The following is a 20,958-nucleotide window of genomic DNA, read 5'->3' on the forward strand; positions in this document are numbered from 1 at the left end:
CCTCCGGCTGGCGCGTCCATCGGGCAACACGAGTACCGCAACCCCACGCGGCATCCCGTTGTGCCCAACCACGTCAAGACCAGGAGACACCACTCCCGTGGCAGTCAAGATCAAGCTGAAGCGTCTGGGCAAGATCCGCGCGCCTCACTACCGCATCATCATCGCCGACTCCCGCACCCGCCGTGACGGCCGGGCGATCGAGGAGATCGGTCTGTACCACCCGGTGCAGAACCCGTCGCGTATCGAGGTCGACTCCGAGCGTGTCCAGTACTGGCTGGGTGTCGGCGCGCAGCCGACCGAGCCCGTCATGGCCATCCTCAAGGTCACCGGCGACTGGCAGAAGTTCAAGGGCCTGCCCGCCCCGGCGCCGATGAAGGTCGCGGAGCCGAAGGCTGACAAGAGCGCCCTGTTCGAGGCTCTGGCCAAGGACGGCGACGAGCCGAAGGGTGAGGCGATCACCCCGAAGGCGAAGAAGGCTGACAAGAAGGCGGACGAGGCCGAGGCCGAGTCCACCTCCGAGTCGACCGAGTCCTGATCATGCTCGAGGAGGCCCTCGAGCACCTCGTCAAGGGCATCGTCGACAACCCCGACGACGTGCAGGTCGCCTCGCGCACCCTGCGCCGCGGGCGCGTTCTGGAGGTCCGGGTCCACCCGGACGACCTCGGAAAGGTGATCGGCCGCAACGGCCGCACCGCGCGTGCCCTGCGGACGGTCGTAGGCGCCATCGGCGGCCGCGGTATCCGGGTCGACCTCGTCGACGTGGACCAGGTCCGCTGAGCAGAACCGGGATACCGGGGCACTCCCCGGACCAGGCAGTACCGGCACGGGCCGGGGAGGGCTACGGCTCACCCCGGCCCGTTGTCGTAGGCATCTGCGACGATGCACGTATGACCGTTACCACCGATTGACGAATTCACGAGGCGAGGACCGCCACCGCGGCGAGCGGCGGGCGGCCGGCCGCGAAGAGGGGCACTGTGCAGCTGGTAGTCGCGCGGATCGGCCGCGCCCACGGCATCAAGGGCGAGGTCACCGTCGAGGTGCGTACCGACGAGCCGGAGCTGCGGCTCGCGCCCGGCGCCGTACTGGCCACGGACCCGCCCGCAACCGGCCCGCTGACCATCGAGACCGGCCGGGTGCACAGCGGGCGCCTGCTGCTGCGTTTCGAGGGCGTACGGGACCGTACGGGCGCCGAGGCGCTGCGGAACACGCTGCTGATCGCGGAGATCGACCCCGAAGAGGTCCCCGAGGACCCCGAGGAGTTCTACGACCACCAGCTCGTCGACCTCGACGTGGTCACCCGCGACGGCACCGAGGTCGGCCGGATCGCCGAGATCTCCCACCTGCCCTACCAGGACCTGCTGATCGTCCGCCGCCCGGACGGCAGCGAGATCATGATCCCGTTCGTCTCCGAGATCGTTCCGGAGATCGACCTGGCGGAGCAGAGGGCTGTCGTCGACCCCCCGCCCGGCCTGCTCGACGACAGCCAGGCCGAGGTGGCCTCGGCCCGCGACGCGTCCGAGGAGCCCGCGGCCCCGAAGGCTCCGGGTGCCGACTCGGTCCGTGACGCCGGCGAGGACGTGTGATGCGGCTCGACGTCGTCACGATCTTCCCCGAGTACCTGGAACCGCTGAACGTCTCCCTGGTCGGCAAGGCCCGCGCCCGCGGCCAGCTGGACGTCCGCATCCACGACCTGCGGGAATGGACCCACGACAAGCACAACACCGTCGACGACACGCCGTACGGCGGCGGCCCCGGCATGGTCATGAAACCCGAGCCGTGGGGCGAGGCGCTGGACTCGGTCATCGACTCCCAGGACGGCGACCCGGTCATCGTCGTCCCCACGCCGAGCGGCAAGCCCTTCACCCAGCAGCTCGCCGTGGAGCTCTCCGAGAAGCCCTGGCTGGTGTTCACACCGGCCCGCTACGAGGGCATCGACCGCCGCGTCATCGAGGAGTACGGAGACCGCGTGGACGTCCGCGAGGTCTCCATCGGCGACTACGTCCTGGCCGGCGGCGAGGCCCCCGTCCTGGTGATGGTCGAAGCCATCGCCCGGCTGCTGCCCGGCGTACTGGGCAACTCGGCCTCCCACCAGGACGACTCCTTCGCCCCCGGCGCCATGGCGGACCTCCTGGAAGGCCCCGTCTACACGAAGCCTCCCGAGTGGCGCGGCCGCGGCATCCCGGAGGTGCTGCTCAGCGGCCACCACGGCAAGATCGCCCGCTGGCGCCGGGACGAAGCGTTCCGCCGTACCGACCGCAACCGCCCCGACCTCATCGAGCGCGCCGACCCGGCCGCCTTCGACAAGAAGGACCGCGAGACCCTCTCGATCCTCGGGTGGGCCGAGGGAACGAGCGGTCGATTTGGGCGTACGAGCGACGGCGTGGAAGAATAGGCCGCTGCTGTGTGCGTCCGGCGCGCGCCCCTGCCACAGGGGGAACGACGCCCGCCCGACGGAACGGCAACCTCAACGCAATTCTCCAGTTCCGTTGATGACCTGTGGCATCAACGAAGAAAGCAGTGGGTCATGAACCTTCTCGACTCCGTCGACTCCGCATCGCTGCGCAGCGACGTCCCGGCCTTCCGTCCGGGTGACACCGTCAACGTCCACGTGCGCGTCATCGAGGGCAACCGCTCCCGTGTGCAGCAGTTCAAGGGCGTCGTCATCCGCCGCCAGGGCGCGGGCGTCCGCGAGACCTTCACGGTCCGCAAGGTCAGCTTCTCCGTCGGCGTCGAGCGCACCTTCCCCGTGCACACCCCGATCGTCGAGAAGATCGAGCTGGTGACCCGCGGTGACGTGCGTCGCGCCAAGCTGTACTACCTCCGTGAGCTGCGCGGCAAGGCCGCGAAGATCAAGGAGAAGCGCGACAACTGAACAGACGTCCGGCGTCCTGGACCGGCCGGATAGGCTCAGGGTCCGATGGACACCGACGCACAGTTTTCGGAGCGCGACCGCTCTCCCGCCCCCGAACCGGGGCCGGAGCAGGGGTCGCGCTCCGCGTGTTTTTCCGCGCGCGCCTCCTCCGTGACGGAGAAGGGGGCCGCGCTCCCCGGGCCCGAGGAGCGGGCGGAGCGGGGCGTACGGCCCTCGGGACGTACGGAGGGGGCTACGGCCGCGGATGATCGGCCGGAGAGGGGCAGGGGCCCGCGAGGGCGCTCTGAGGGGGCGTCGGCTCGGAGAGGCGGTCAGGGCGGGGTACGGGCCCACGGGACCGTAGCGCGCTGCCTCAGGACGTACCGCTCCAGAAGGCGCCGCTCCAGGATGCGCTGCCCCTGGAGGGAGCATCGCCACGGCGGCCGTCCCGGATCCGGCGGTTCGGGTCCTGGCTGGGAGCGGGTGTGTCCGCCCTGTGGCACCGGCCCGTCCTGCTGCTCTCGCTCTGTGTGGCTTTTGTCCTGCTGCTGAGCGCCTTCGTCGTACAGCCCTTCCTGATCCCCAGCTCCTCCATGGAGAACACCCTGCGGATCGGCGACCGGGTGCTGGTCAACAAGCTGGCGTACCGCTTCGGCGGCGAACCGCGCCGGGGCGACGTGATCGTCTTCGACGGCACCGGGTCGTTTCTGCAGAGCGAACCCGACGAGAACCCGGTGACGGGACTGATCAGGGGGACGGGCGCGGCGCTGGGGCTGGCCGAGCCCGCGGCCACCGACTACATCAAGCGCGTGATCGGCGTCGGCGGGGACCGGGTGACCTGCTGCGACAAACGGGGGCGGATCAAGGTGAACGGCGAGCCGGTGGACGAGGACTACCTGTTCCCGGGGGACGAGCCGTCCTCCGACGCGTTCGACATCGTGGTGCCGGAGGGAAAGCTGTGGGTCATGGGAGACCACCGCGGCAGATCACGTGACTCACGGGACCACCTGGGCGAACCGGGAGGTGGCACCGTCCCGGCCGGCAAGGTGATCGGCCGCGCCGACTGGATCGCCTGGCCGGTGGGCCACTGGACGGCCCTGCACCGCCCGCACGCCTTCGACGGCATATCAGGTGCGGCAGGCAGCCATGGGTAGCCGGGGGCGGCCCAGGCACGGGCATCAGGGGGCCGCGGGCGCGGATGAGACGGATGGGGAAGAGGGCTACGGGGGCGGCTCGCGCGGGTCGGCTTCATTCGGGGCCGAGCACGGAACCGATTACGGCGCCGAGCACGGAACCGATTACAGGTCCGATTTCGGATCCGACTTCGGGACCGGTCACAGAGCCGACTCGTACGCGGGGCGCAGCGGCAGTCCGTACGAAAGCGCAGGGCGCGGGGACGGACCGTACGGTGAAGGAACCGCGACCGGCGGCAGCGCGCGCCGGCACGCGAACGACCAGAGCCGCCACTGGAGGACGGGCCGCACGACGGCGCCAGGCGCGCCGCATCAAACGGCGCAGGCGTCGCTCCTACCTCAAAGAGATACCGATCCTCATCGGTGTGGCCCTGGCCATCGCGCTGGTGCTCAAGACCTTTCTCGTCCAGGCCTTCGTGATCCCCTCCGGCTCCATGGAAGAGACCATCCGGATCGGCGACCGGGTCCTGGTCGACAAGCTCACCCCTGGTTCGGCTCGGAACCCGAACGCGGTGACGTGGTCGTCTTCAAGGACCCCGGGGGTGGCTGAAGGACGAGCAGGTCACCTCCGCCGACGACCCGGTCGTGGTCAAGCAGATCAAGGAGTTCATGACCTTCATCGGTCTGCTTCCGTCGGCCGACGAACAGGATCTGATCAAGCGAGTGGTGGGCGTCGGGGGCGACACCGTCAAGTGCTGTGACAAGCAAGGGCATGTCACGGTCAACGGAACCCCCTGAACGAGCCGTACCTGCACCCGGGCGACGCGCCCTCGCAGTTCAAATTCGAGGTCAAGGTTCCGGACGGCCGGATCTTCGTGCTGGGCGACCACCGCTCCAATTCGGCGGACTCCCGGTACCACCTGGACGAGCCGTACCGTGGGACGATCTCGGTGGACAACGTGGTCGGCCGGGCCGTGGTCATCGCCTGGCCGGTGGGCCACTGGCGCCGTCTGGAGGAGCCTGACACCTACGCGACCGTGCGCGACGCGCCGGGCGCGAGGGCGACGGCGGGGCGGGCTCCGCATAGTGTGTCCTCCGACGGTTTGTCCGAACTCCCGACCCCTGCGGAACTCCCGCTCGTTATGGGAGTGGTGGGCCTGCACCGGCTATCGGGCAGGCAGTGGCGTGGAGTAAGGAGTGGATGTGGGGGACTTGGCGGTCGGCGCGCGGTCCGGAACCGGAGAGCCCGAAGAACCGGCGGGAAACGGTGAGTCCTCACAGCCCGCCGCGTCCGGCGTGCCGGGAGGACCGGCGGACCCGGCGCGGGCGACGGATCCGGGGCAGCCGGCCGGTCCCGGGCGGCCGACGGGCCCCGGAGTGCCGTTGGACAAGGAACAGCCGGTGGGCGAGGAGGAGAGCGGCAGCGTGAAGAAGGGCAAGAAGCCGCGTGCCTTCTGGAAAGAGCTGCCGATCCTCATCGGGATCGCGCTGATCCTCGCGCTGATCATCAAGACGTTCCTGGTGCAGGCGTTCTCCATTCCGTCCGACTCGATGCAGGACACCCTGCAGCGCGGGGACCGGGTGCTGGTGGACAAGCTCACCCCGTGGTTCGGCTCCGAACCGGAACGTGGCGAGGTTGTCGTCTTCCACGACCCGGGCGGCTGGCTGAACGAGGTGCCCACCCCCGAGCCCAACGCGATCCAGCAGGTCCTCAGCTTCATCGGCCTGATGCCGTCGGCCGAGGAGAAGGACCTGATCAAGCGGGTCATCGCCGTCGGGGGTGACACCGTGGAGTGCCAGGGTGCCGGACCGGTCAAGGTCAACGGCACGGCCCTGAAGGAGGACTCGTACCTCTACCCGGGCAACACGCCGTGCGGCGACAAGCCGTTCGGGCCGATCAAGGTGCCGGAGGACAGCATCTGGGTCATGGGTGACCACCGGCAGGACTCCCTCGACTCGCGCTACCACACGAACCTCAAGGGCAACGGCACGGTCGAGGTCAAGCAGGTCGTGGGGCGCGCCTTCACGGTCGCCTGGCCGATCAACCGCTGGTCGTGGCTGTCGGTGCCGGACACCTTCGACCAGCCCGCGTTGAACAAGGCCATGGCGGCGACGCCGGCGGCGCTCGGTCTCGCGGGTGCGGTGCCGATCGTGCTGTGGCGGCGGCGCAGGCGGGCCGCGCGGGTGGCGCGGCCGGTGGAGCAGGCGTCCGACTGAGCGGGTGATCGCACCGGGCCGTGCGCCGGGGGGCGGCCCGGGGCGTGCGTCCCTTGTGCGTCCCGGTGGGGGAGAGGCCACGCCGTCCCGGATGCGCCCTGGCGAGCGCCCGGTGCGTATGTCCCGAGGTTGTCCCGGCTCATGGTGCTGACTGGGCAACGTACCCCCGGGTAGGGTGCCGTCCCAGATCTTCGAAGCGGGTCGTTCGCGGGGCGGGAGCGCTGGGATGAGCAGCAGCAAGGCACGTACGGGCGACGGCCGCGGCCGGACGACGGGCAGTGTGCTGTCCGGTCTGGTGGTGGCCGTCGGCTGTGTGCTGTTCCTGGGCGGCTTCGTCTGGGGAGCACTGACCTACCGCCCCTACACGGTGCCGACCGACTCGATGGCCCCGACGATCGGGGTGGGGGACCGGGTGCTGGCCGAGCAGGTGGACGGCTCCGAGGTGCGGCGTGGGGACGTCGTGGTCTTCCGGGACGCGGTGTGGGGCGATGTGCCGATGATCAAGCGGGTCGTCGGGGTGGGGGGCGACACGGTCGCCTGCTGCAGCAAGGACGGCCGGCTGACGATTAATGGCAAGCCCGTCGACGAACCGTATCTGCACGCCACAGGCCCGGCCTCACCGACCGGCTTCAGTTCCAAGGTGCCGGTGGGCCAGCTCTTCCTCCTCGGTGATCACCGCAACGATTCCCTGGACTCCCGTACGCACCTCAAGGACGCCGGCCACGGCTCCGTGTCGCGCACCGCCGTGGACGCGCGGGTGGACGCCAGAGCATGGCCGGTCGGCAGCATGGGTGTGGTGGAACGGCCGGGAAGTTTCGCGGCGATGCCCGGCGGCACGTCACAGCCCGGGCCGGTACGCGTCATCGTCGTCGCAGTCGTCGTCGGGGCCGTGATGATCCTGGGCGGTGCGGCGTACGGGCCGCTGGCGCGGCGGGGGAGGCGCAGGAATGGCTGACGTGACAGGTGTCGACGCGGAGGAAGCCGAAGCGGCGAGTAATGGCAGGGTGCCTGAGGGGCCTGAGGCACCTCACGCGGTCGGAGGGCTGCCGGTGGAGGCGCGCCAGGTCGCACGGGTGGTGCTGCTCGCCCCGGACGACCGGGTCCTTCTGCTGCATGGCTACGAACCGAGCGATCCGACCCGCACCTGGTGGTTCACGCCGGGTGGCGGCCTGGAGGGCGAGGAGACCCGCGAGGAGGCCGCACACAGGGAGCTGGCCGAGGAGACGGGCATCGCCGACGTACAGCTGGGGCCCCTGCTGTGGAAGCGGCGCTGCTCCTTCACCTTCGACGGCAGGCGCTGGGAGCAGGACGAGTGGTACTACCTGGCTCGTACCGACCGGACTGCAACCGAGATGTCGGGGCAGACGGATCTTGAGCGACGCAGCGTATCGGGACTGAGGTGGTGGACCTTGGAAGATCTTTCCGCGTCGCATGAGACGGTGTATCCGACGGGATTCGTCGAGCTGCTGGGCAGGCTGCTCGACGAAGGACCCCTGACGCGCCGGTGCTGCTGGCTACCGAGAGCGTCTGACGCACAATAGGGGGACGCACGGCTGAAGGGGATCTGCCATGAGCGCCGAGGACCTCGAAAAGTACGAGACCGAGATGGAGCTGAAGCTCTACCGGGAGTACCGCGATGTCGTCGGGCTGTTCAAGTACGTGATCGAGACCGAGCGTCGCTTCTACCTCACGAACGATTACGAGATGCAGGTGCACTCCGTGCAGGGCGAGGTCTTCTTCGAGGTTTCGATGGCTGATGCGTGGGTCTGGGACATGTACCGGCCGGCTCGTTTCGTGAAGCAGGTGCGCGTGTTGACGTTCAAGGACGTGAACATCGAGGAGCTGAACAAGAGCGACCTGGATCTTCCGGGGAGCTGAGGCCGCCGGACCGGTCGGGTTGGGGCGCGCTGGGCCTGGTGCCTACCCGCAGGGTGTGGGAATGCCGGAGTGTCACTGGGCCGAGTGACGAAGTTGTCCACAACCGCTCGGTAGTCCACCAAGATCCAACAGTTCGTGGCTGAAGCGTCACAGTCGGTGCCGGAGGTGGTGCCGAGTGAACGCCACGAACGAGAGAAATCGCCGACCTGACCGGCGCGAGGGAAACTCACAGGAGCGACCCTGCGAGGAAAACCGTCAGAGGCGCCCGAGCGAGAAAAGCTCTCCGCAACATCCGCGTGAGAAACGTGCTCAGTCGGCGGTGGATGCAGGCGGCCCGTTGCCACCTGAGGACACGCCGCAGGGGCTGGATGGCGTACCGCGGGAGCTGTGCGATGGTGGGCCGCGAGTCCGAAGGAGCCGGAGGACGACAAGCTTCGGAGACGTCCCGCCCGGTGCCCGTACCGTCCCCCGGGCCGGCTCCCGACGGTCCCGCCCCCGCCGTCCCCGACATCCCATCGGGTCGGCCGCCGCTCTCCATGACCTGCCCGCGACCAGCGCCCGTCGGGCGCTCGGACGCTATGGGGAAAACCTGGCGGCACGACACCTGACCACTGTCGGCATGCGCATCCTGGACCGAAACTGGCGCTGTCAGGAGGGCGAGGTCGACATCGTGGCAGCCGACGGTGACGCCCTGGTGCTCTGCGAGGTCAAGGCCCGCCGTGCGGGCGCGTACGAACATCCCATGGCAGCGGTACGGCCGGAGAAGGCCGCCCGCCTGCTGCGCCTGGCGGAACGCTGGCTGGAGGAACACGGAGGTCCACCGCCCGGCGGAGTGCGCATCGACGTGGTGGGAGTGCTGCTGCCTTCGCGTGGCGCACCGCTCCTGGAGCATGTGCGGGGAGTGACCTGACATGGGATTCGCCCGTACGTGCTCGGTCGCGCTGGTCGGAGTCGAAGGCGTGGTCGTGGAGGTCCAGGCGGACCTGGAGCCGGGGGTAGCGGCCTTCGCGCTCGTCGGACTGCCGGACAAGAGTCTGATCGAATCGCGGGACAGAGTACGGGCCGCCGTCGTGAACTCAGGCGGTGAGTGGCCGCAGAAGAAGCTCACCGTCGGCCTCAGCCCGGCTTCCGTCCCCAAGGGCGGCAGCGGTTTCGACCTCGCCGTGGCCTGCGCGGTCCTCGGCGCGGCGGAACGGATCGATCCACGCGAACTGGCCGACCTCGTCATGATCGGTGAGTTGGGGCTGGACGGCCGTGTACGACCGGTGCGCGGGATTCTTCCGGCCGTGCTGGCGGCGGCGGACGCCGGATACCGCCAGGTGGTCGTACCGGAGAGGACCGTGGCCGAGGCGTCGCTCGTCCCGGGGGTCTCCGTCCTCGGCGTACGAAGCCTCAGGCAGCTGATCGCGGTGCTCACCGACGAGCCGGTGCCGGAAGAGGAGGAAGACCACGCGACCGCCGAGGGGCGGCCGGATTCGCTGCTGGCGGGGCTGGCCGTACCCGGTACCGGGTACGGTGCGGAGCGTATGAGCGGCGAACGACTGCCCGACCTGTCGGATGTCGCCGGTCAATACAGCGCACGTAGAGCTCTGGAGGTGGCGGCAGCCGGTATTGGTAACCGCGGCTAACAGAACCTGCCCAATAGCAATGACTCACCGACCTCGAAAGAGGTCTTCGTCCGGTTCCCAGTCTGCATCGATGGTGGGTTCGTCCGGGTCGTCGGGGAGGAATTCGGGATCCGGTTCCCAGTCCGATGCGTCGAGTAGGACGATCTCGGAACTGAGGTCGCCCAACTCCCAGAACTCCTCGTTTTCGACATCGAGGCCGCATGCCGAGCATGCGAACATGTGCGCGTCCAAGACCAGTATGTGCTCGTCCTCAGTCTCCTCGATGTGAGCGCCACCCATGAGCCAGCCTGTCGAGCGGCAGGCGGGGCAAGGCCGCTCAACGGCGTGTTCCGCATAGCGAGGCGGCCGACGTGTGATCGCGGCAAGCACGAGTTCGCTTTGCGACGGCCTCAAGTGTCCGTATCGCTGTTCAAAGACGCCCCGCGCCTTGACCAGCTTGCTTTCCAACTGGATGCGTGCGTCCTTGACGCGCTCCTCGATCAGCCTGTCGTGCAGCGGCTTGTAGCTCCACCAATAGGGCGCCGGGTCGATCTTCAGCTCTGTGAGCAACGCGTCGACTAGCCGGAGGCAGGTGGTGAAGACAGTCCGAACCTCGGCGACGTCATGGATGCCACTGTGCGCGACGCCATTGCGCGCGTTTGCGACCGGACGGAGGGCCCGCTGGTCTATCGGAATCCGGTTGCCGAGGATCTTGCGCACTCGGTCATGAGCTTCGGCGAGGCCGATTGTCTTCGCCCGGCTCACGGGCACGGACGCATGCCTGCCATGGCCCGTAGCGTGGAGCAGCGAGTCGAAGTCCTTGGCCTCGACTATGAGCGCCGGGTGCAGGCTCGCGAGGTATGCCTTTAGGAGGTGCTCAGCGGCGATCCCGGCGTGGTGAACTGCAAAATCGTACGATTTGGGGCCCTGTGAGAATGCCCTGAGCGCCGCAGACATCCACTTTTTCGACGATTTCTTAAGCTGTTCGACATCCATGTGAGGACCCTAGGACGGGCAGGGCACCGGTAGGGCCTCGTTTTTCGCTCAACTCTGCAGGTGCGACCGACCGGAGACCTCTGCTGCGTAGCGAGCCCACTGTCCGCCCGACTGGGTCCAGGCGGTGGCCGTCTCCGGGCTGATCCCCAGGAGTTCCGTGAGGACTGCGGCCGGCAGTTGAGTGGAGAGCCCCATCAGGGCGGAGGCGCGGCCCGGCCGTGAGTAGATGCCCAGCCGCTTCAGCCGGGTTCCCAGGTGGTAGTTGCTGAGGTGCTGGCCGGCGAAGGCGCCGGGGAACAGCCAGGGCGAGTCCGCCGTGGCGCCGATGGTGATGTGCCCACGACGCCGGGCGAGGAGCTGCCGGGCGAGCTTGTCCAGTGGTTCAGGAAGCAGCAGGGGTTTGTCGCCCAGTATCAGTGAGGTCTGCGGGCCTTCGACGGTCACCGAGGTGATGGGCAGTTGCGAGACCACGGTGAGGGGCTGGGCATAGAGCAGGACGAGGAGCCCGGCGAACCGGTCTTCGATGGCGATGCTGTCGTCGTGCATGAGGCGCCGGCTGAGGGCCCAGCGTTCGTCCTCGGCCGTCGGCCGGACGTGGCTCAGCTTTTCCCGGGACGGGATGTGAAGCCCTTTGCCGATGTGCCGGTTGCGGCGGCACCACTCGACGAAGCCACGGGCGTTGTAGCGGGTCGTGGTCCCGCTGGCTATCCACTCGTCCAGGTGACTTCTGGTGCACGTTCCCAGTTCGGTGCCGTGCTCCCTGAGCCAGACGAGCAGGGCGACGGCGGCGCGGATGCTGGCCCGGACCGCGTGGGCCTGGGTTGAGGTGACCGGGCGGTTTCGGGCCTCGCGCCGCAGACGTCGCAGGTGATGCCAGGTCGCGAAGCGTCGGACGAGCTGGCGTTCGGTCTCGTCGGTGAGGACTGCGGTGGCCTGGGTGATCCAGCGTTCCAGGGTGGCGAACCGTTCGTCGCGTGCGGGCAGGACGCCGCCGGTGACCAGGGCGGCCCGCAGGAAGGCGACGGACTTGTTGGGCAGGAGGGCGTCCAGGCCCTCGTGGGTGAGCGGGCAGGTGCCGTCGGCGAGTGCGGTGAGGATCGTGCGGGCACTGGGCTGGGCGAGCCAGATCAGCCCTGCCTTCGCCTCGCCGGCGACGAGGACGGCGTGGACCGGTTCGAGGCCGGGGCGCAGGGCGCCGTCGTGCGAGAGGGCGTCGCGCAGGTGCTGGTCGTGCACGCAGGCGTGGCAGCGGCCGTAGCTGTGCAGATGTTCGACCGTCCCGCAGAGCCGGCAGGCGTTGAAGGAGATCGGGTTCGTCTTCCAGCAGGATTCGCACAGATGGCCGCCCTCGGTGCGGGCCGCGGCGTACTTGTCCTGGCCGCAGCCGGCGCACCGGCGGCGGGTGCGTGAGCAGACGTCGCAGCGCGGCATCCCGGTCGAGGCCCGGTAGCAGCGGCGCGGCCCTTGCCGCAGAACGCGCAGATGTGCTGACGCGGCCGGTAACACGCCTTGCAGAGCGGCCCGTCCTTGGTGCGGCGGCCGACCGGGCGGATGCGGTCACAGAGAACGCAGGTGATCAGGTGATGTGCCTCGTAGCGCATGCAGCCCGAGCACAACGGCGTCCCGTCCTCGCGGCGCTGGGCGACGATGCGGTCATGACCGCAGCGGCCGCAGGTCTCTGAACTCGCCTTGCGGTAGCAGGGCAGGCAGCAGCGCAGGCCGTCCAGCACGTGGGTGAGCGGCCGGACGTCGCCGCAGCCGTGGCAGGCCGGAGCGGACACGGCGACCCCGGCGGCGGTGAGCGAGCTGATCAGCCGGGCGGCCCGCGCGGATGCCTTGGCGCCCTCGCCGGTTAGCAGGCCCGGGGTGTCCTCGATCTCCCAGAGCAGCCGGAACATCAGGTGGAGCTGGCCGTCGGGGGTGACGGACTCGACGGCCCGGCGCACGGCCGCGGGCTCGGCGTCCGGGACGATGGCGGTGATGGCCTGGCAGGTCAGGGCGATGGGATCGCCCTCCGGCATGCGCCAGCAGTTGCCGCAGATCGCCTCGCCGGTGCGGGTGCGGCGGTAGATGCGGGCGGGCCGGGAGCATTCGACGCAGCTCAGCGACTTCGCCCGTGCGTTGCTGGAGCACGGGCTGCAGATGCGCTGGCCGTCGGTCCGCAGGCCGGTCAGCTTCTTCTGGCTGCCGCAGTCGGCGCACTTGGGCAGGACGGCTCGGCGGGAGCCGTGCGCGAGCAGAGCCCGGACGAAGTCACCGATCACTGGCGCCCCTTCGGGGCGGCCGGAGACCAGCAGGTCCGCATCGTCGGTCAGCGCGCGGGCCAGGCGGCGGCGCTTGGCCTGGGAAGGAGCCGCACCGGCGATCGCCTGGCGTACGGTTTCTGCGTCCAGGTCCGGCTCGACGCCGGCCATGACGGCGACGATGGTGTCGTCCGGGTCGGGCAGCGGGCCAAGGGGTGCTGAGGTCATTTCTCCAGACCGGTGATGCGTGCCCGCTTCGGGCGGAACGTGCCGATGCCGGCTTCGGTGCCGTCGGCCGTGCGCTTGGGACGGGCGGCCTTGGCGGCGGCGGTCGGCCGGATGAGGTCGTCCATGGGGCAGCCGAAGATGTCGAGCAGGGCCATCAGCACGTTGAGGCTGAGCCTTTCCGGCTTCTCCGTGACCAGCCGGTAGACCTGGCTGGTGGACAGCTTGACCCCGCGCTCGGCCAGCAGCGGCTGCAGGGCCGCGGTAGTGAACATGCCCTGCTCGGCCATGATCTCGCGCAGCCGCCAGGTGTAGTCCAGCTTGGCCGTCATCCGGTTCCTCCCAAGTCCGCGTCCCGTTTGAAGGCGTGGTTCAGGGCCTTCCGCATCATTGTGTTCATGAAGTCGCCGCTGACCGCCGTATAGATCGCGGTCGTGCTCGCATAGCGATGTCCGACCTGGTCCTGTACGAACTTCGGATCGACACCGTCCTCGATCTGGTGGGTGACGTGGCTGTGCCGCAGCGAGTGCGGGGTCAGCTCCGGCGGCAGGCCGATCGCATCCCGGTAGGCGGTGAAGCGGTCGTTGACCTCGCGCGGCTGCAGACGCCCCTGCCGTTCGGTCAGCCACAGGGCCGGATGCTCCGGGACGCCGAACCGCGGCCGGATGTTGACGACGTAGTCCTCGACGGCCTCCACCGCCCAGGGCATCACGCTGGCGACGTTCCGCCGCCGCGGCGGCGAGCCCTTGGTCGCCTTGCCCCAGCGGACCTGCAATATCCCGTACCGGCCCAGCTCGGGCGCGGCGGCGTTGCGGTGAAAGTCGGCCAGGTCCAGCCGGCAGCCCTCGGTGCGGCGCAGGCCCCAGCCGTAGAGCACCTTGAACAAGGTCGCGTCGCGGTAGGCGGCAAGGGCGCCCTTGCGGCGGCTGCGGGCCGTGACGTCGATCCGGTCGTCGCAGTAGTCGAAGAACTTCTGCAGTTCCTCGCGGGTGAACGGGCGCCTTTCGCCCCGGCCCTCGTAATCGGTCAGGTGCTGGACGGTGTTCCACTCGTGGCAGATCTGCACCGGATGCGTGCCGAACCGCTTCTCGCACTCGGCCGCCCACTCGTAGGCCGGGCTGATCAGGAAGTCGCAGAACAGCCGCACGGTCAGCTGGTAGCCCCGCAGCGTCGAGTGGGCCAGCCCCTTCTCGCTGATCAGGGACACCATCCACTCGTCCATGTGCGCGGCCGTCCAGTTCCACGGGTACTCGCCCGCGAACAGCGCGAACCGGCGCAGCTGCCCGTCACGGCCACGGACCGTCTTCGCGTCCAGACGACGACCGCCCCGCTGCTGCTTGGCGAACCCGCTCAGCATCGCCTCGAAGACCGCGTCCTCGGGATGCAGCAGAGCAACCCCGTCCACCAGCTCCAGCCGGGCCGCCCCCTCGATGGGGCGTCGTACGTCGTGCGACACCTTGAAACCTTCCCGTTGAGTGCACGAATCTTGCATTGAACGGGAAGTCTCTAGCAAACCCGCAGGTCACAGGCTTGGTGTACGGTGGCGGGGCGATCGAGCGTTCCCCGAGATCAGCGGCTTGCCGCCCCTCCGGATCGTGCATCAGATGCAATACCGCGCGGTTACGTCACCACATCTTCTTCCTGGGTCCTCCAGGAGCTGGCAAGACCCTCCTGGCCGAACGCCTGCCCGGGCTGCTTCCCCGTCTTTCGCCCAAGGAGTCCTTGGAGGTGACGGCGGTGCATTCGGTGGCCGGTGCCCTGCCGCCGGGGCAGCCACTGGTGGATCGCCCACCGTACTGCGCGCCTCACCACAGTGCGACGATGGCCTCGCTGGTGGGCGGCGGCAGTGGCCTGCCCCGGCCGGGAGCCGTGTCACTTGCGCACCACGGTGTCCTGTTCATCGACGAAGCAGCTGAATGCAACGCCCGTGTGCTGGACGCGCTGCGGCAGCCGCTGGAGTCGGGGTACGTCGTGGTCGCGCGAGCTGCCGGGATGATGCGGATGCCGGCGAAGTTCCTGCTGGCCCTGGCTGCCAATCCTTGCCCTTGTGGTCGCCACGGCACACTCGGAGGCGGCTGCGAATGCCGCCCATCCACCATCCAGCGCTACCGCGCCCGGCTGTCGGGGCCGCTGATGGACCGTATCGACCTGCGGGTGGCGGTGGAGCCCGTCGCACGTTCCGAATTGCTCTCGCTCACCCAGAGCGCCGAAACCACCGCTGAAGTGGCCGAACGCGTACGAGCCGCCCGCGACCGCGCCGCAGCCCGGCTCGCGGATACGCCATGGAGCACCAACAGCGAGGTCCCGGGCCACGAATTGCGTACCCGCTGGCAAGTCGCCCCGGGCGCGATGGCGCAGGCAGAACACGATCTCGAAACCGGCCTCCTGACGGCCCGCGGCATGGATCGCGTACTCCGGGTCGCCTGGACCTCGGCCGACCTCGCCGGTCACGACCGCCCGACGGCCGAAGACATCAACTGGGCTCTGGAACTGCGTACGGGCATCAGGCGGGGGGTGCCGTTGGCGGCGGGGGTGAGGTGAGTGAGGTGAGGAGAGGGCTGGGCTGTCGCGGAGGGGGAGGGACAGGCCTGAGGCGGAGAGGAACGGTTCGACTCAGGGGCATGACCTGACGCGTTCGCGGGGTCTGTGAATAGGGGGCGAATGCCGGTGGCCCGGGCCGGGGCGGAGCAAGGCGCATAGGAGGTGGTGGACCGTGGCTTGGCTGGAGCTGTGGCACGGGGGCCAGTAGGGCGCAGCAGGACTGGGCTTGCGGCGTGCCCCCTTGGCCGGGCTGATGGGCTGGCCGACTGCCCCTGAGATAGGCGTTCCGTGGCACCGGTGCGGCGCCGCCGACGCAACCGCACCGCTCGGCCCTGAGGCGGTGCGTAGGGAAGGGCTGCGCGCGACAGGGTGGGCGCGGTGGCGCGACGACAGGGGCGGCCGATGACTGGCAGTCGGCAGTCGGCAGTCGGCAGTCGGGGCAGTCGGCGGGCGGCGGCCAGCGGTCGGGTGGCGGGAGCGTGGCGGTGCGGTGCGTAGGCGTGATGGCCATGGCGCGGTGGCGCGGGTGGTGCGGCGGCGTCGGCGGTGCGGCAGGCGTGGCGGTGCGTTGGTGTGGGGGTGGGCGGTGGTGTGTGGGCGTGAGGGGGAGGCGAGGCGATGGGGACGCTCGCAGCGGAAGCGTGACAGGTAGGAGGTGCGGGGCGGGTGGGCGGGGGAGGGGACGGGGAGCAAGACGTACGAGCACAGGTCGGCCGCCTACGAACGGGCCCCGACCAAGCACCGAACCACATCTCGGCCCCAGCCATACCTCGGGCGAGTGAGAACGCACGTGACCTGAGCGTAGGGCCGAACGGATGAAGGCAGGCGGCAGGCAGCTGGCGGCGGGACTTGGCCGCGGTCGGCGGCCAGGCAGACCGAGGTGTGGCGACCCAGTTGCCACTTTCGGCTACACGGCGCTGCTCGGCTGCCGAGGAAGCACGAAACGGAGCAGGAGAAAGGGAGAGGTACATGTGGGGGACTGAGGATCGTTCTACAGCAAGCGCCAGGGAGCCGGCGCATGAGTGAAGTGGGGGAGGAGGAGAGGGCGGCACGCGCGGCATTGACGCGGATCGCTGAGCCCGGTGACGAAGTGGTGGGCCGGTGGCTGCGGCAGACGACGCCGGTACACCTGGTGCAGTCCCTGTTGGGCGAGCGGGACATGCCGTCAGGGGTGACGAAAGAGAAGTTCAAGGGTATGCGACTGCGAGCGGCTCGGACGGATGCCGGCAGAGCTGCCGCAGATCTGGCGGCCATCAGTGCGCTCGGTGGCCGGTTCGTCTGCCCAGGAGACGACGAGTGGCCGCAGCAGTTGAACGATTTGGGGGATGGCAGACCCATCGGCCTGTGGGTACGCGGGTCCGCCAACTTGCGACTCTGGGCCTTACGGTCCGTCGCGGTCGTCGGCGCTCGGGCCTGTACGGAGTACGGTGCTCACTTGGCGGCCACCCTCAGCGCAGGCCTGGCCGACCGCGGCTGGACGGTGGTGTCCGGAGCTGCATACGGAGTGGACGGCGCGGCTCATCGAGGCGCCCTGGCGGCACAGGGAGCCTCGGTCGCGGTATTGGCCTCCGGCGTCGACTACGCCTACCCGCGGGGGCACACCGAGTTGATCCGGCGCCTTGCGGAACAGGGACTGGTCATCGCCGAGTTGCCACCGGGAGATCATCCGACGCGCAGTCGCTTCATCCTGCGAAACCGAGTCATCGCGGCCCTCACCCGGGGGACCGTTGTCGTAGAGGCCGAACTGCGCAGCGGATCGTTGGTCACTGCTCGGCGGGCGACAGAGCTGGGCAGGTTCACCATGGGGATGCCGGGGCCGGTCACCAGTGGGCTGTCGGCGGGCGTGCACCAACTGCTGCGGGGCGAAGCCGTAGTGGTCACCGAAGCCGCCGAAGTCATCGAGCTGGTCGGCAGCATCGGCGACCTTGCTCCCGCGCAGCGTGGGCCGACCCTGGCGCACGATCTTCTTGATCCGGTGGCCTCCCGGGTGCTTGAAGCGGTTCCCGCACGAGGTGGAGCGGACTCGCGGCGGCTGGCGCAGGACTCGGGCACGGCAGAGGAAGTCGCGCAGGGCAAGCTCTTCGAGCTGCAGTCGCTGGGATTCGTTCAAAGGTGTGGAGCTGTCTGGGAGTTGGCGCGGAGTTCAGGGGCTGCCGCAGGGTCCCAGGGAGGTGGCGCTTGACCTGTGGCGAACGGGTGAAAAGGTGAGAAGAATGACCGCAAGGTGTGGATTCGGTGTCTTTCTGCTGGTGGGGGTCCTGTCGTCGCTGGACGGCGACGAGCGCATCGGTTGTCGCCGCGGCGGTCAGTGGTGAATCCGCGTGCGGGGGAGCGTGCGCCGGGCGCCCGTAACGACACTTCCATCCCCCTGCGAGTGGAATTGGCGCCGCCCTCTGTAACCCGGGGGTGCGGGCAGCGGAACGTATCTGCGCACTCCCGGGCGACCCTTCATCGCGCATCGCGACACTGCAGTCACGCTACGCTCACGAGTAATTCAACCTCACGCACGTGTTCCCCAGTGTTTCGGCAGAACGGCTCAAGGCAACGAATGCCCCAGCACACCTCCGGGTCCGACCGCGCGGCCGCGCCCCCGCCGCGCGCGGTAGCGTGCGCCCCGCCGCGCCCACCTCGCTGGAGGAGCTGTGGCGCGCCTACAAGATCTCGGGCGACGGACGGCTGCGGGAGCAGCTGATCCTGCACTACTCGCCCCTGGTGAAGTATGTCGCCGGCCGGGTCAGTGTCGGCCTGCCGCCCAACGTCGAGCAGGCCGACTTCGTCTCTTCCGGAGTCTTCGGGCTCATCGACGCCATCGAGAAGTTCGACCCCGAGCGGTCGATCAAGTTCGAGACGTACGCCATCACCCGTATCCGGGGGGCGATGATCGACGAACTGCGGGCACTGGACTGGATCCCGCGGTCGGTACGGCAGAAAGCCAGGGCGGTCGAGCGGGCGTACGCCACGCTGGAGGCCCAGCTGCGGCGCTCCCCGTCCGAAGCGGAGGTGGCCTCGGAAATGGGCATCGCCTTGGAGGAACTTCACGGGGTATTCAGCCAGCTGTCCCTGGCCAATGTCGTCGCCCTGGAGGAGCTGCTGCACGTCGGCGGCGAGGGTGGTGATCGGCTGAGCCTGATGGACACCCTGGAGGACACGGCTGCCGACAATCCCGTCGAGGTAGCCGAGGACCGCGAGCTGCGGCGACTGCTCGCAAGGGCCATCAACACGCTTCCCGAGCGGGAGAAGACCGTCGTGACGCTCTACTACTACGAAGGCCTCACGCTCGCCGAGATCGGCAACGTACTCGGGGTCACCGAGAGCCGCGTCAGCCAGATCCACACCAAGTCCGTACTCCAGCTCCGCGCCAAACTGGCTGATGTGGGGCGGTGAGCCGGGGTGGAGCGTGGGAGCCGGCGCCCCCGCCCAGTGGGTCGCGTCCTACCGTGTCGTGTCGGGAGGGGAGCGAGGGCAACTCGTTGTCGGAAGCTGGACAGAAGGTGGTCGGGGCTGGTCGGAACAAGAAGCAGTCGGAGCTTCACTGGAAGCACCGATGCGTGTGCGAGCGGGGCCGGGATGGCGAAGCCGCTGTGCCGGCGTCTCCCTTCGCTCGGCTCTGTGTTTTGGCCTTCGCTCGGGGCCCTTCGCCTGCGCTTTCACTGTTGCGCGCCCGGGTCTCCGAACTTCTGGCTCACTTTCCGCTTCGCCCCTCCTCCCTCCCCCCGCCCTCCCTCCCCCCTGCCCCCCCCACTCCACCTCCGGCTCGGCTCCTGCCTCGGGCTCCGCTCCCGCCTCCGGCTCCGCTCCGCTCCTCTCCCCCTCGGCCGGGCCACTCCACCGCTGCTCCCAGCGCAGCCTGCTCTTCGACGGCGCTCGTGTTTGGAGGGCCGCCCTGGAGCTCACCTCTAGGCGCACGGCTCATGCCGCCCCCGCGGCCGTCTCCTCGCCATTGACGGTGCCCGCGCCTGTCGGCGGTGCCCGCGCCTGGCTGTCGCGCTCGACCCATGGACTGCCTGGGGTGACCCAGGATCGACTGGGATCGAACCGGAGTAGCCCTCAGGCACTGACCCCGCGGTCGGCCAGCGCGCCCTGCCCCGCCGAGGGCCCGCCGCAGACAACCAGCCCTGGCAAGTGCCCGCTCCCCCGACGCACTCCCTACCGGCCCACGACCACCAGCGTCCCCTGCGCAGCAGCGCGCATCCCAGCGCCCGCGGCCCAGTCCCAGACCCATGTCGGCCCGCGCTTCCGCGCTTGCTCGCCGCTCGGCAGAGTGTGTGAGGTCGGCTCATGGTGGCTGCCCTGGCTCATCTCCCTCCTTAGCTGAATCTCTGCCCCCGCCCTGCCCCTGGTCTTCTCCCGCCACGGTTTGCCTGCTGTCGGTGGTTCTCCGTGTGTTGGCCTGCGCGGTTTCCCCTTTCGTCAGTCTCGGTCGGTGTCGTTCTCCCGGGTGTCGGTGTGGACACATCGTGATGCGGAGTGCCGTGTCCGGCGTGCCATCCGTAGAGTGGTGACGTGCCCAGGATTCGAGCGGCCTCTGTGGCCGAGCACCGGACGATGCAGCGTGGCGCCCTTCTGGACGCCGCCCGCACCCTGCTGTCCGAAGGCGGGACCGAGGCGTTGACCTTCCCCGCCCTCGCTGAGCGAACGGGGCTCGCACGCTCCTCCGTCTACGAGTACTTCCGTTCCCGCGCGGCTGTCGTCGAAGAGCTCTGCGCTGTCGACTTCCCCGTATGGGCGGCTGAGGTCGAGGCGGCGATGGAGCGGGTCGAGACACCCGAGGCCAAGATCGAGGCGTACGTGCGGCAACAGCTCGCGCTGGTCGGCGACCGTCGCCACCGGGCCGTCGTCGCGATCTCGGCAGGTGAGCTGGACGCCGGAGCGCGGGAGAAGATCCGTGCCGCGCACGGCGGACTGATCGCGATGATCGTGGAGGCCTTGGCCGGTCTCGGTCACGAGCAGCCGCGTCTTGCCGCCATGCTGCTGCAAGGGATCGTCGACGCCGCTGTCCGTCGCATCGAGCTCGGGGCTGCGGAAGAGCCGACGCAGATCACAGAAGCCGCGGTCGCCATGGTCCTGGGTGGGGTCAGAGGCTGATCGGTCGGTCCTCCCTTCACGAGGTCGTGGATGGTGCGGGGCGTGGGGCGTGGGGGTTCGGCGCTGGCATTGGGCGGAGCTTGAAAACACGATGGGCGGGTCGGTGGAGTGGCGGGGCGCGCTTTCGTATCCCGCTTATCCGGCCTGCATGAGGGGATCTCGTGCGCCGAGGTTGACGCGGG

Annotated in this window: 17 protein-coding genes and 5 pseudogenes; 17 read left to right on the top strand and 5 right to left on the bottom strand. The window is 69.3% G+C overall.

The features are described from left to right. The first annotated feature begins 97 nt into the window (after nt 1-97). The 13 genes and pseudogenes from rpsP to ACEXOX_RS33810 form a co-directional block, all read left to right on the top strand. Complete coding sequence (rpsP, locus tag ACEXOX_RS33750) at nt 98-535, top strand: 30S ribosomal protein S16 (RefSeq protein ID WP_030018410.1); 438 nt, start codon at nt 98-100, stop codon at nt 533-535. A gap of 2 nt (nt 536-537) precedes the next feature. Then, a complete protein-coding gene (locus ACEXOX_RS33755) occupies nt 538-777 on the top strand; it encodes an RNA-binding protein (RefSeq protein WP_003980229.1) in 240 nt (79 codons plus the stop codon). Nucleotides 778-974: 197 nt separating this feature from the next. Further along, on the top strand, nt 975-1,583 hold the full coding sequence (rimM, locus tag ACEXOX_RS33760; protein ID WP_406524719.1) for a ribosome maturation factor RimM: 609 nt from the start codon (nt 975-977) through the stop codon (nt 1,581-1,583). Then, the gene (trmD, locus tag ACEXOX_RS33765) at nt 1,583-2,392 is read left to right on the top strand and encodes a tRNA (guanosine(37)-N1)-methyltransferase TrmD (RefSeq protein ID WP_406524720.1); all 810 of its coding nucleotides are present in this window, start codon (nt 1,583-1,585) and stop codon (nt 2,390-2,392) included. The genes rimM and trmD overlap by 1 nt, the downstream gene beginning before the upstream one ends. Before the next feature lie 132 nt (nt 2,393-2,524). Continuing rightward, on the top strand, nt 2,525-2,872 hold the full coding sequence (rplS, locus tag ACEXOX_RS33770; RefSeq protein WP_030018413.1) for a 50S ribosomal protein L19: 348 nt from the start codon (nt 2,525-2,527) through the stop codon (nt 2,870-2,872). A gap of 347 nt (nt 2,873-3,219) precedes the next feature. After that, on the top strand, nt 3,220-4,005 hold the full coding sequence (gene lepB / locus ACEXOX_RS33775; protein ID WP_406526555.1) for a signal peptidase I: 786 nt from the start codon (nt 3,220-3,222) through the stop codon (nt 4,003-4,005). A gap of 254 nt (nt 4,006-4,259) precedes the next feature. Then, a pseudogene (gene lepB, locus ACEXOX_RS33780) lies at nt 4,260-5,255 on the top strand (signal peptidase I). Then, a complete protein-coding gene (lepB, locus tag ACEXOX_RS33785) occupies nt 5,197-6,201 on the top strand; it encodes a signal peptidase I (RefSeq protein ID WP_406526556.1) in 1,005 nt (334 codons plus the stop codon). The pseudogene lepB (ACEXOX_RS33780) and the gene lepB (ACEXOX_RS33785) overlap by 59 nt, the downstream one beginning before the upstream one ends. A 226-nt stretch (nt 6,202-6,427) precedes the next feature. Further along, nucleotides 6,428-7,156, top strand: a complete 729-nt coding sequence (lepB, locus tag ACEXOX_RS33790; RefSeq protein WP_406524721.1) for a signal peptidase I — start codon at nt 6,428-6,430, stop codon at nt 7,154-7,156. After that, nucleotides 7,149-7,732 (top strand): annotated as a pseudogene (locus tag ACEXOX_RS33795) (NUDIX hydrolase). Before lepB (ACEXOX_RS33790) ends, ACEXOX_RS33795 begins: the two are co-directional and overlap by 8 nt. Nucleotides 7,733-7,770: 38 nt before the next feature. Next, nucleotides 7,771-8,079, top strand: a complete 309-nt coding sequence (locus ACEXOX_RS33800) for a DUF2469 domain-containing protein (RefSeq protein ID WP_003980220.1) — start codon at nt 7,771-7,773, stop codon at nt 8,077-8,079. Nucleotides 8,080-8,620: 541 nt separating this feature from the next. Beyond that, nucleotides 8,621-8,989, top strand: a complete 369-nt coding sequence (locus tag ACEXOX_RS33805; RefSeq protein WP_406526557.1) for a YraN family protein — start codon at nt 8,621-8,623, stop codon at nt 8,987-8,989. A gap of 1 nt (nt 8,990) precedes the next feature. After that, nucleotides 8,991-9,689 (top strand): annotated as a pseudogene (locus ACEXOX_RS33810) (magnesium chelatase domain-containing protein); the annotation flags it as partial. Between the two features lie 42 nt (nt 9,690-9,731). Here the strand turns inward: ACEXOX_RS33810 and ACEXOX_RS33815 are convergent. Genes ACEXOX_RS33815 through ACEXOX_RS33835 form a run of 5 tightly spaced genes read right to left on the bottom strand, consistent with a single transcriptional unit; the run spans nt 9,732 to nt 14,606 of the window. Then, a complete protein-coding gene (locus ACEXOX_RS33815; RefSeq protein ID WP_406524722.1) occupies nt 9,732-10,682 on the bottom strand; it encodes a hypothetical protein in 951 nt (316 codons plus the stop codon). Nucleotides 10,683-10,730: 48 nt separating this feature from the next. After that, nucleotides 10,731-11,918, bottom strand: coding sequence for a hypothetical protein (locus ACEXOX_RS33820; protein WP_406524723.1), 1,188 nt, complete (start codon nt 11,916-11,918; stop codon nt 10,731-10,733). Then, the gene (locus tag ACEXOX_RS33825; protein ID WP_406524724.1) at nt 11,810-13,153 is read right to left on the bottom strand and encodes a hypothetical protein; all 1,344 of its coding nucleotides are present in this window, start codon (nt 13,151-13,153) and stop codon (nt 11,810-11,812) included. Before ACEXOX_RS33825 ends, ACEXOX_RS33820 begins: the two co-directional genes overlap by 109 nt. Then, nucleotides 13,150-13,482 (bottom strand): helix-turn-helix domain-containing protein, encoded by a 333-nt coding sequence (locus tag ACEXOX_RS33830; RefSeq protein ID WP_406524725.1) that lies wholly within the window; start codon nt 13,480-13,482, stop codon nt 13,150-13,152. Before ACEXOX_RS33830 ends, ACEXOX_RS33825 begins: the two co-directional genes overlap by 4 nt. Then, nucleotides 13,479-14,606, bottom strand: a complete 1,128-nt coding sequence (locus ACEXOX_RS33835; protein WP_406524726.1) for a tyrosine-type recombinase/integrase — start codon at nt 14,604-14,606, stop codon at nt 13,479-13,481. Before ACEXOX_RS33835 ends, ACEXOX_RS33830 begins: the two co-directional genes overlap by 4 nt. 167 nt (nt 14,607-14,773) lie before the next feature. Here ACEXOX_RS33835 and ACEXOX_RS33840 point away from each other — a divergent pair. The 4 genes and pseudogenes from ACEXOX_RS33840 to ACEXOX_RS33855 all read left to right on the top strand — a co-directional run. Continuing rightward, a pseudogene (locus ACEXOX_RS33840) lies at nt 14,774-15,691 on the top strand (ATP-binding protein); the annotation flags it as partial. Nucleotides 15,692-16,709: 1,018 nt separating this feature from the next. Beyond that, nucleotides 16,710-17,873 (top strand): DNA-processing protein DprA, encoded by a 1,164-nt coding sequence (gene dprA / locus ACEXOX_RS33845; RefSeq protein ID WP_406524727.1) that lies wholly within the window; start codon nt 16,710-16,712, stop codon nt 17,871-17,873. Nucleotides 17,874-18,239: 366 nt separating this feature from the next. After that, nucleotides 18,240-19,075 (top strand): annotated as a pseudogene (gene whiG / locus ACEXOX_RS33850) (RNA polymerase sigma factor WhiG). A gap of 1,161 nt (nt 19,076-20,236) precedes the next feature. After that, nucleotides 20,237-20,776, top strand: coding sequence for a helix-turn-helix domain-containing protein (locus ACEXOX_RS33855; RefSeq protein ID WP_361147302.1), 540 nt, complete (start codon nt 20,237-20,239; stop codon nt 20,774-20,776). Nucleotides 20,777-20,958 lie beyond the last annotated feature (182 nt).

Source organism: Streptomyces sp. Ac-502, assembly GCF_045222935.1.
Classification (GTDB): Bacteria; Actinomycetota; Actinomycetes; order Streptomycetales; family Streptomycetaceae; genus Streptomyces; species Streptomyces monomycini.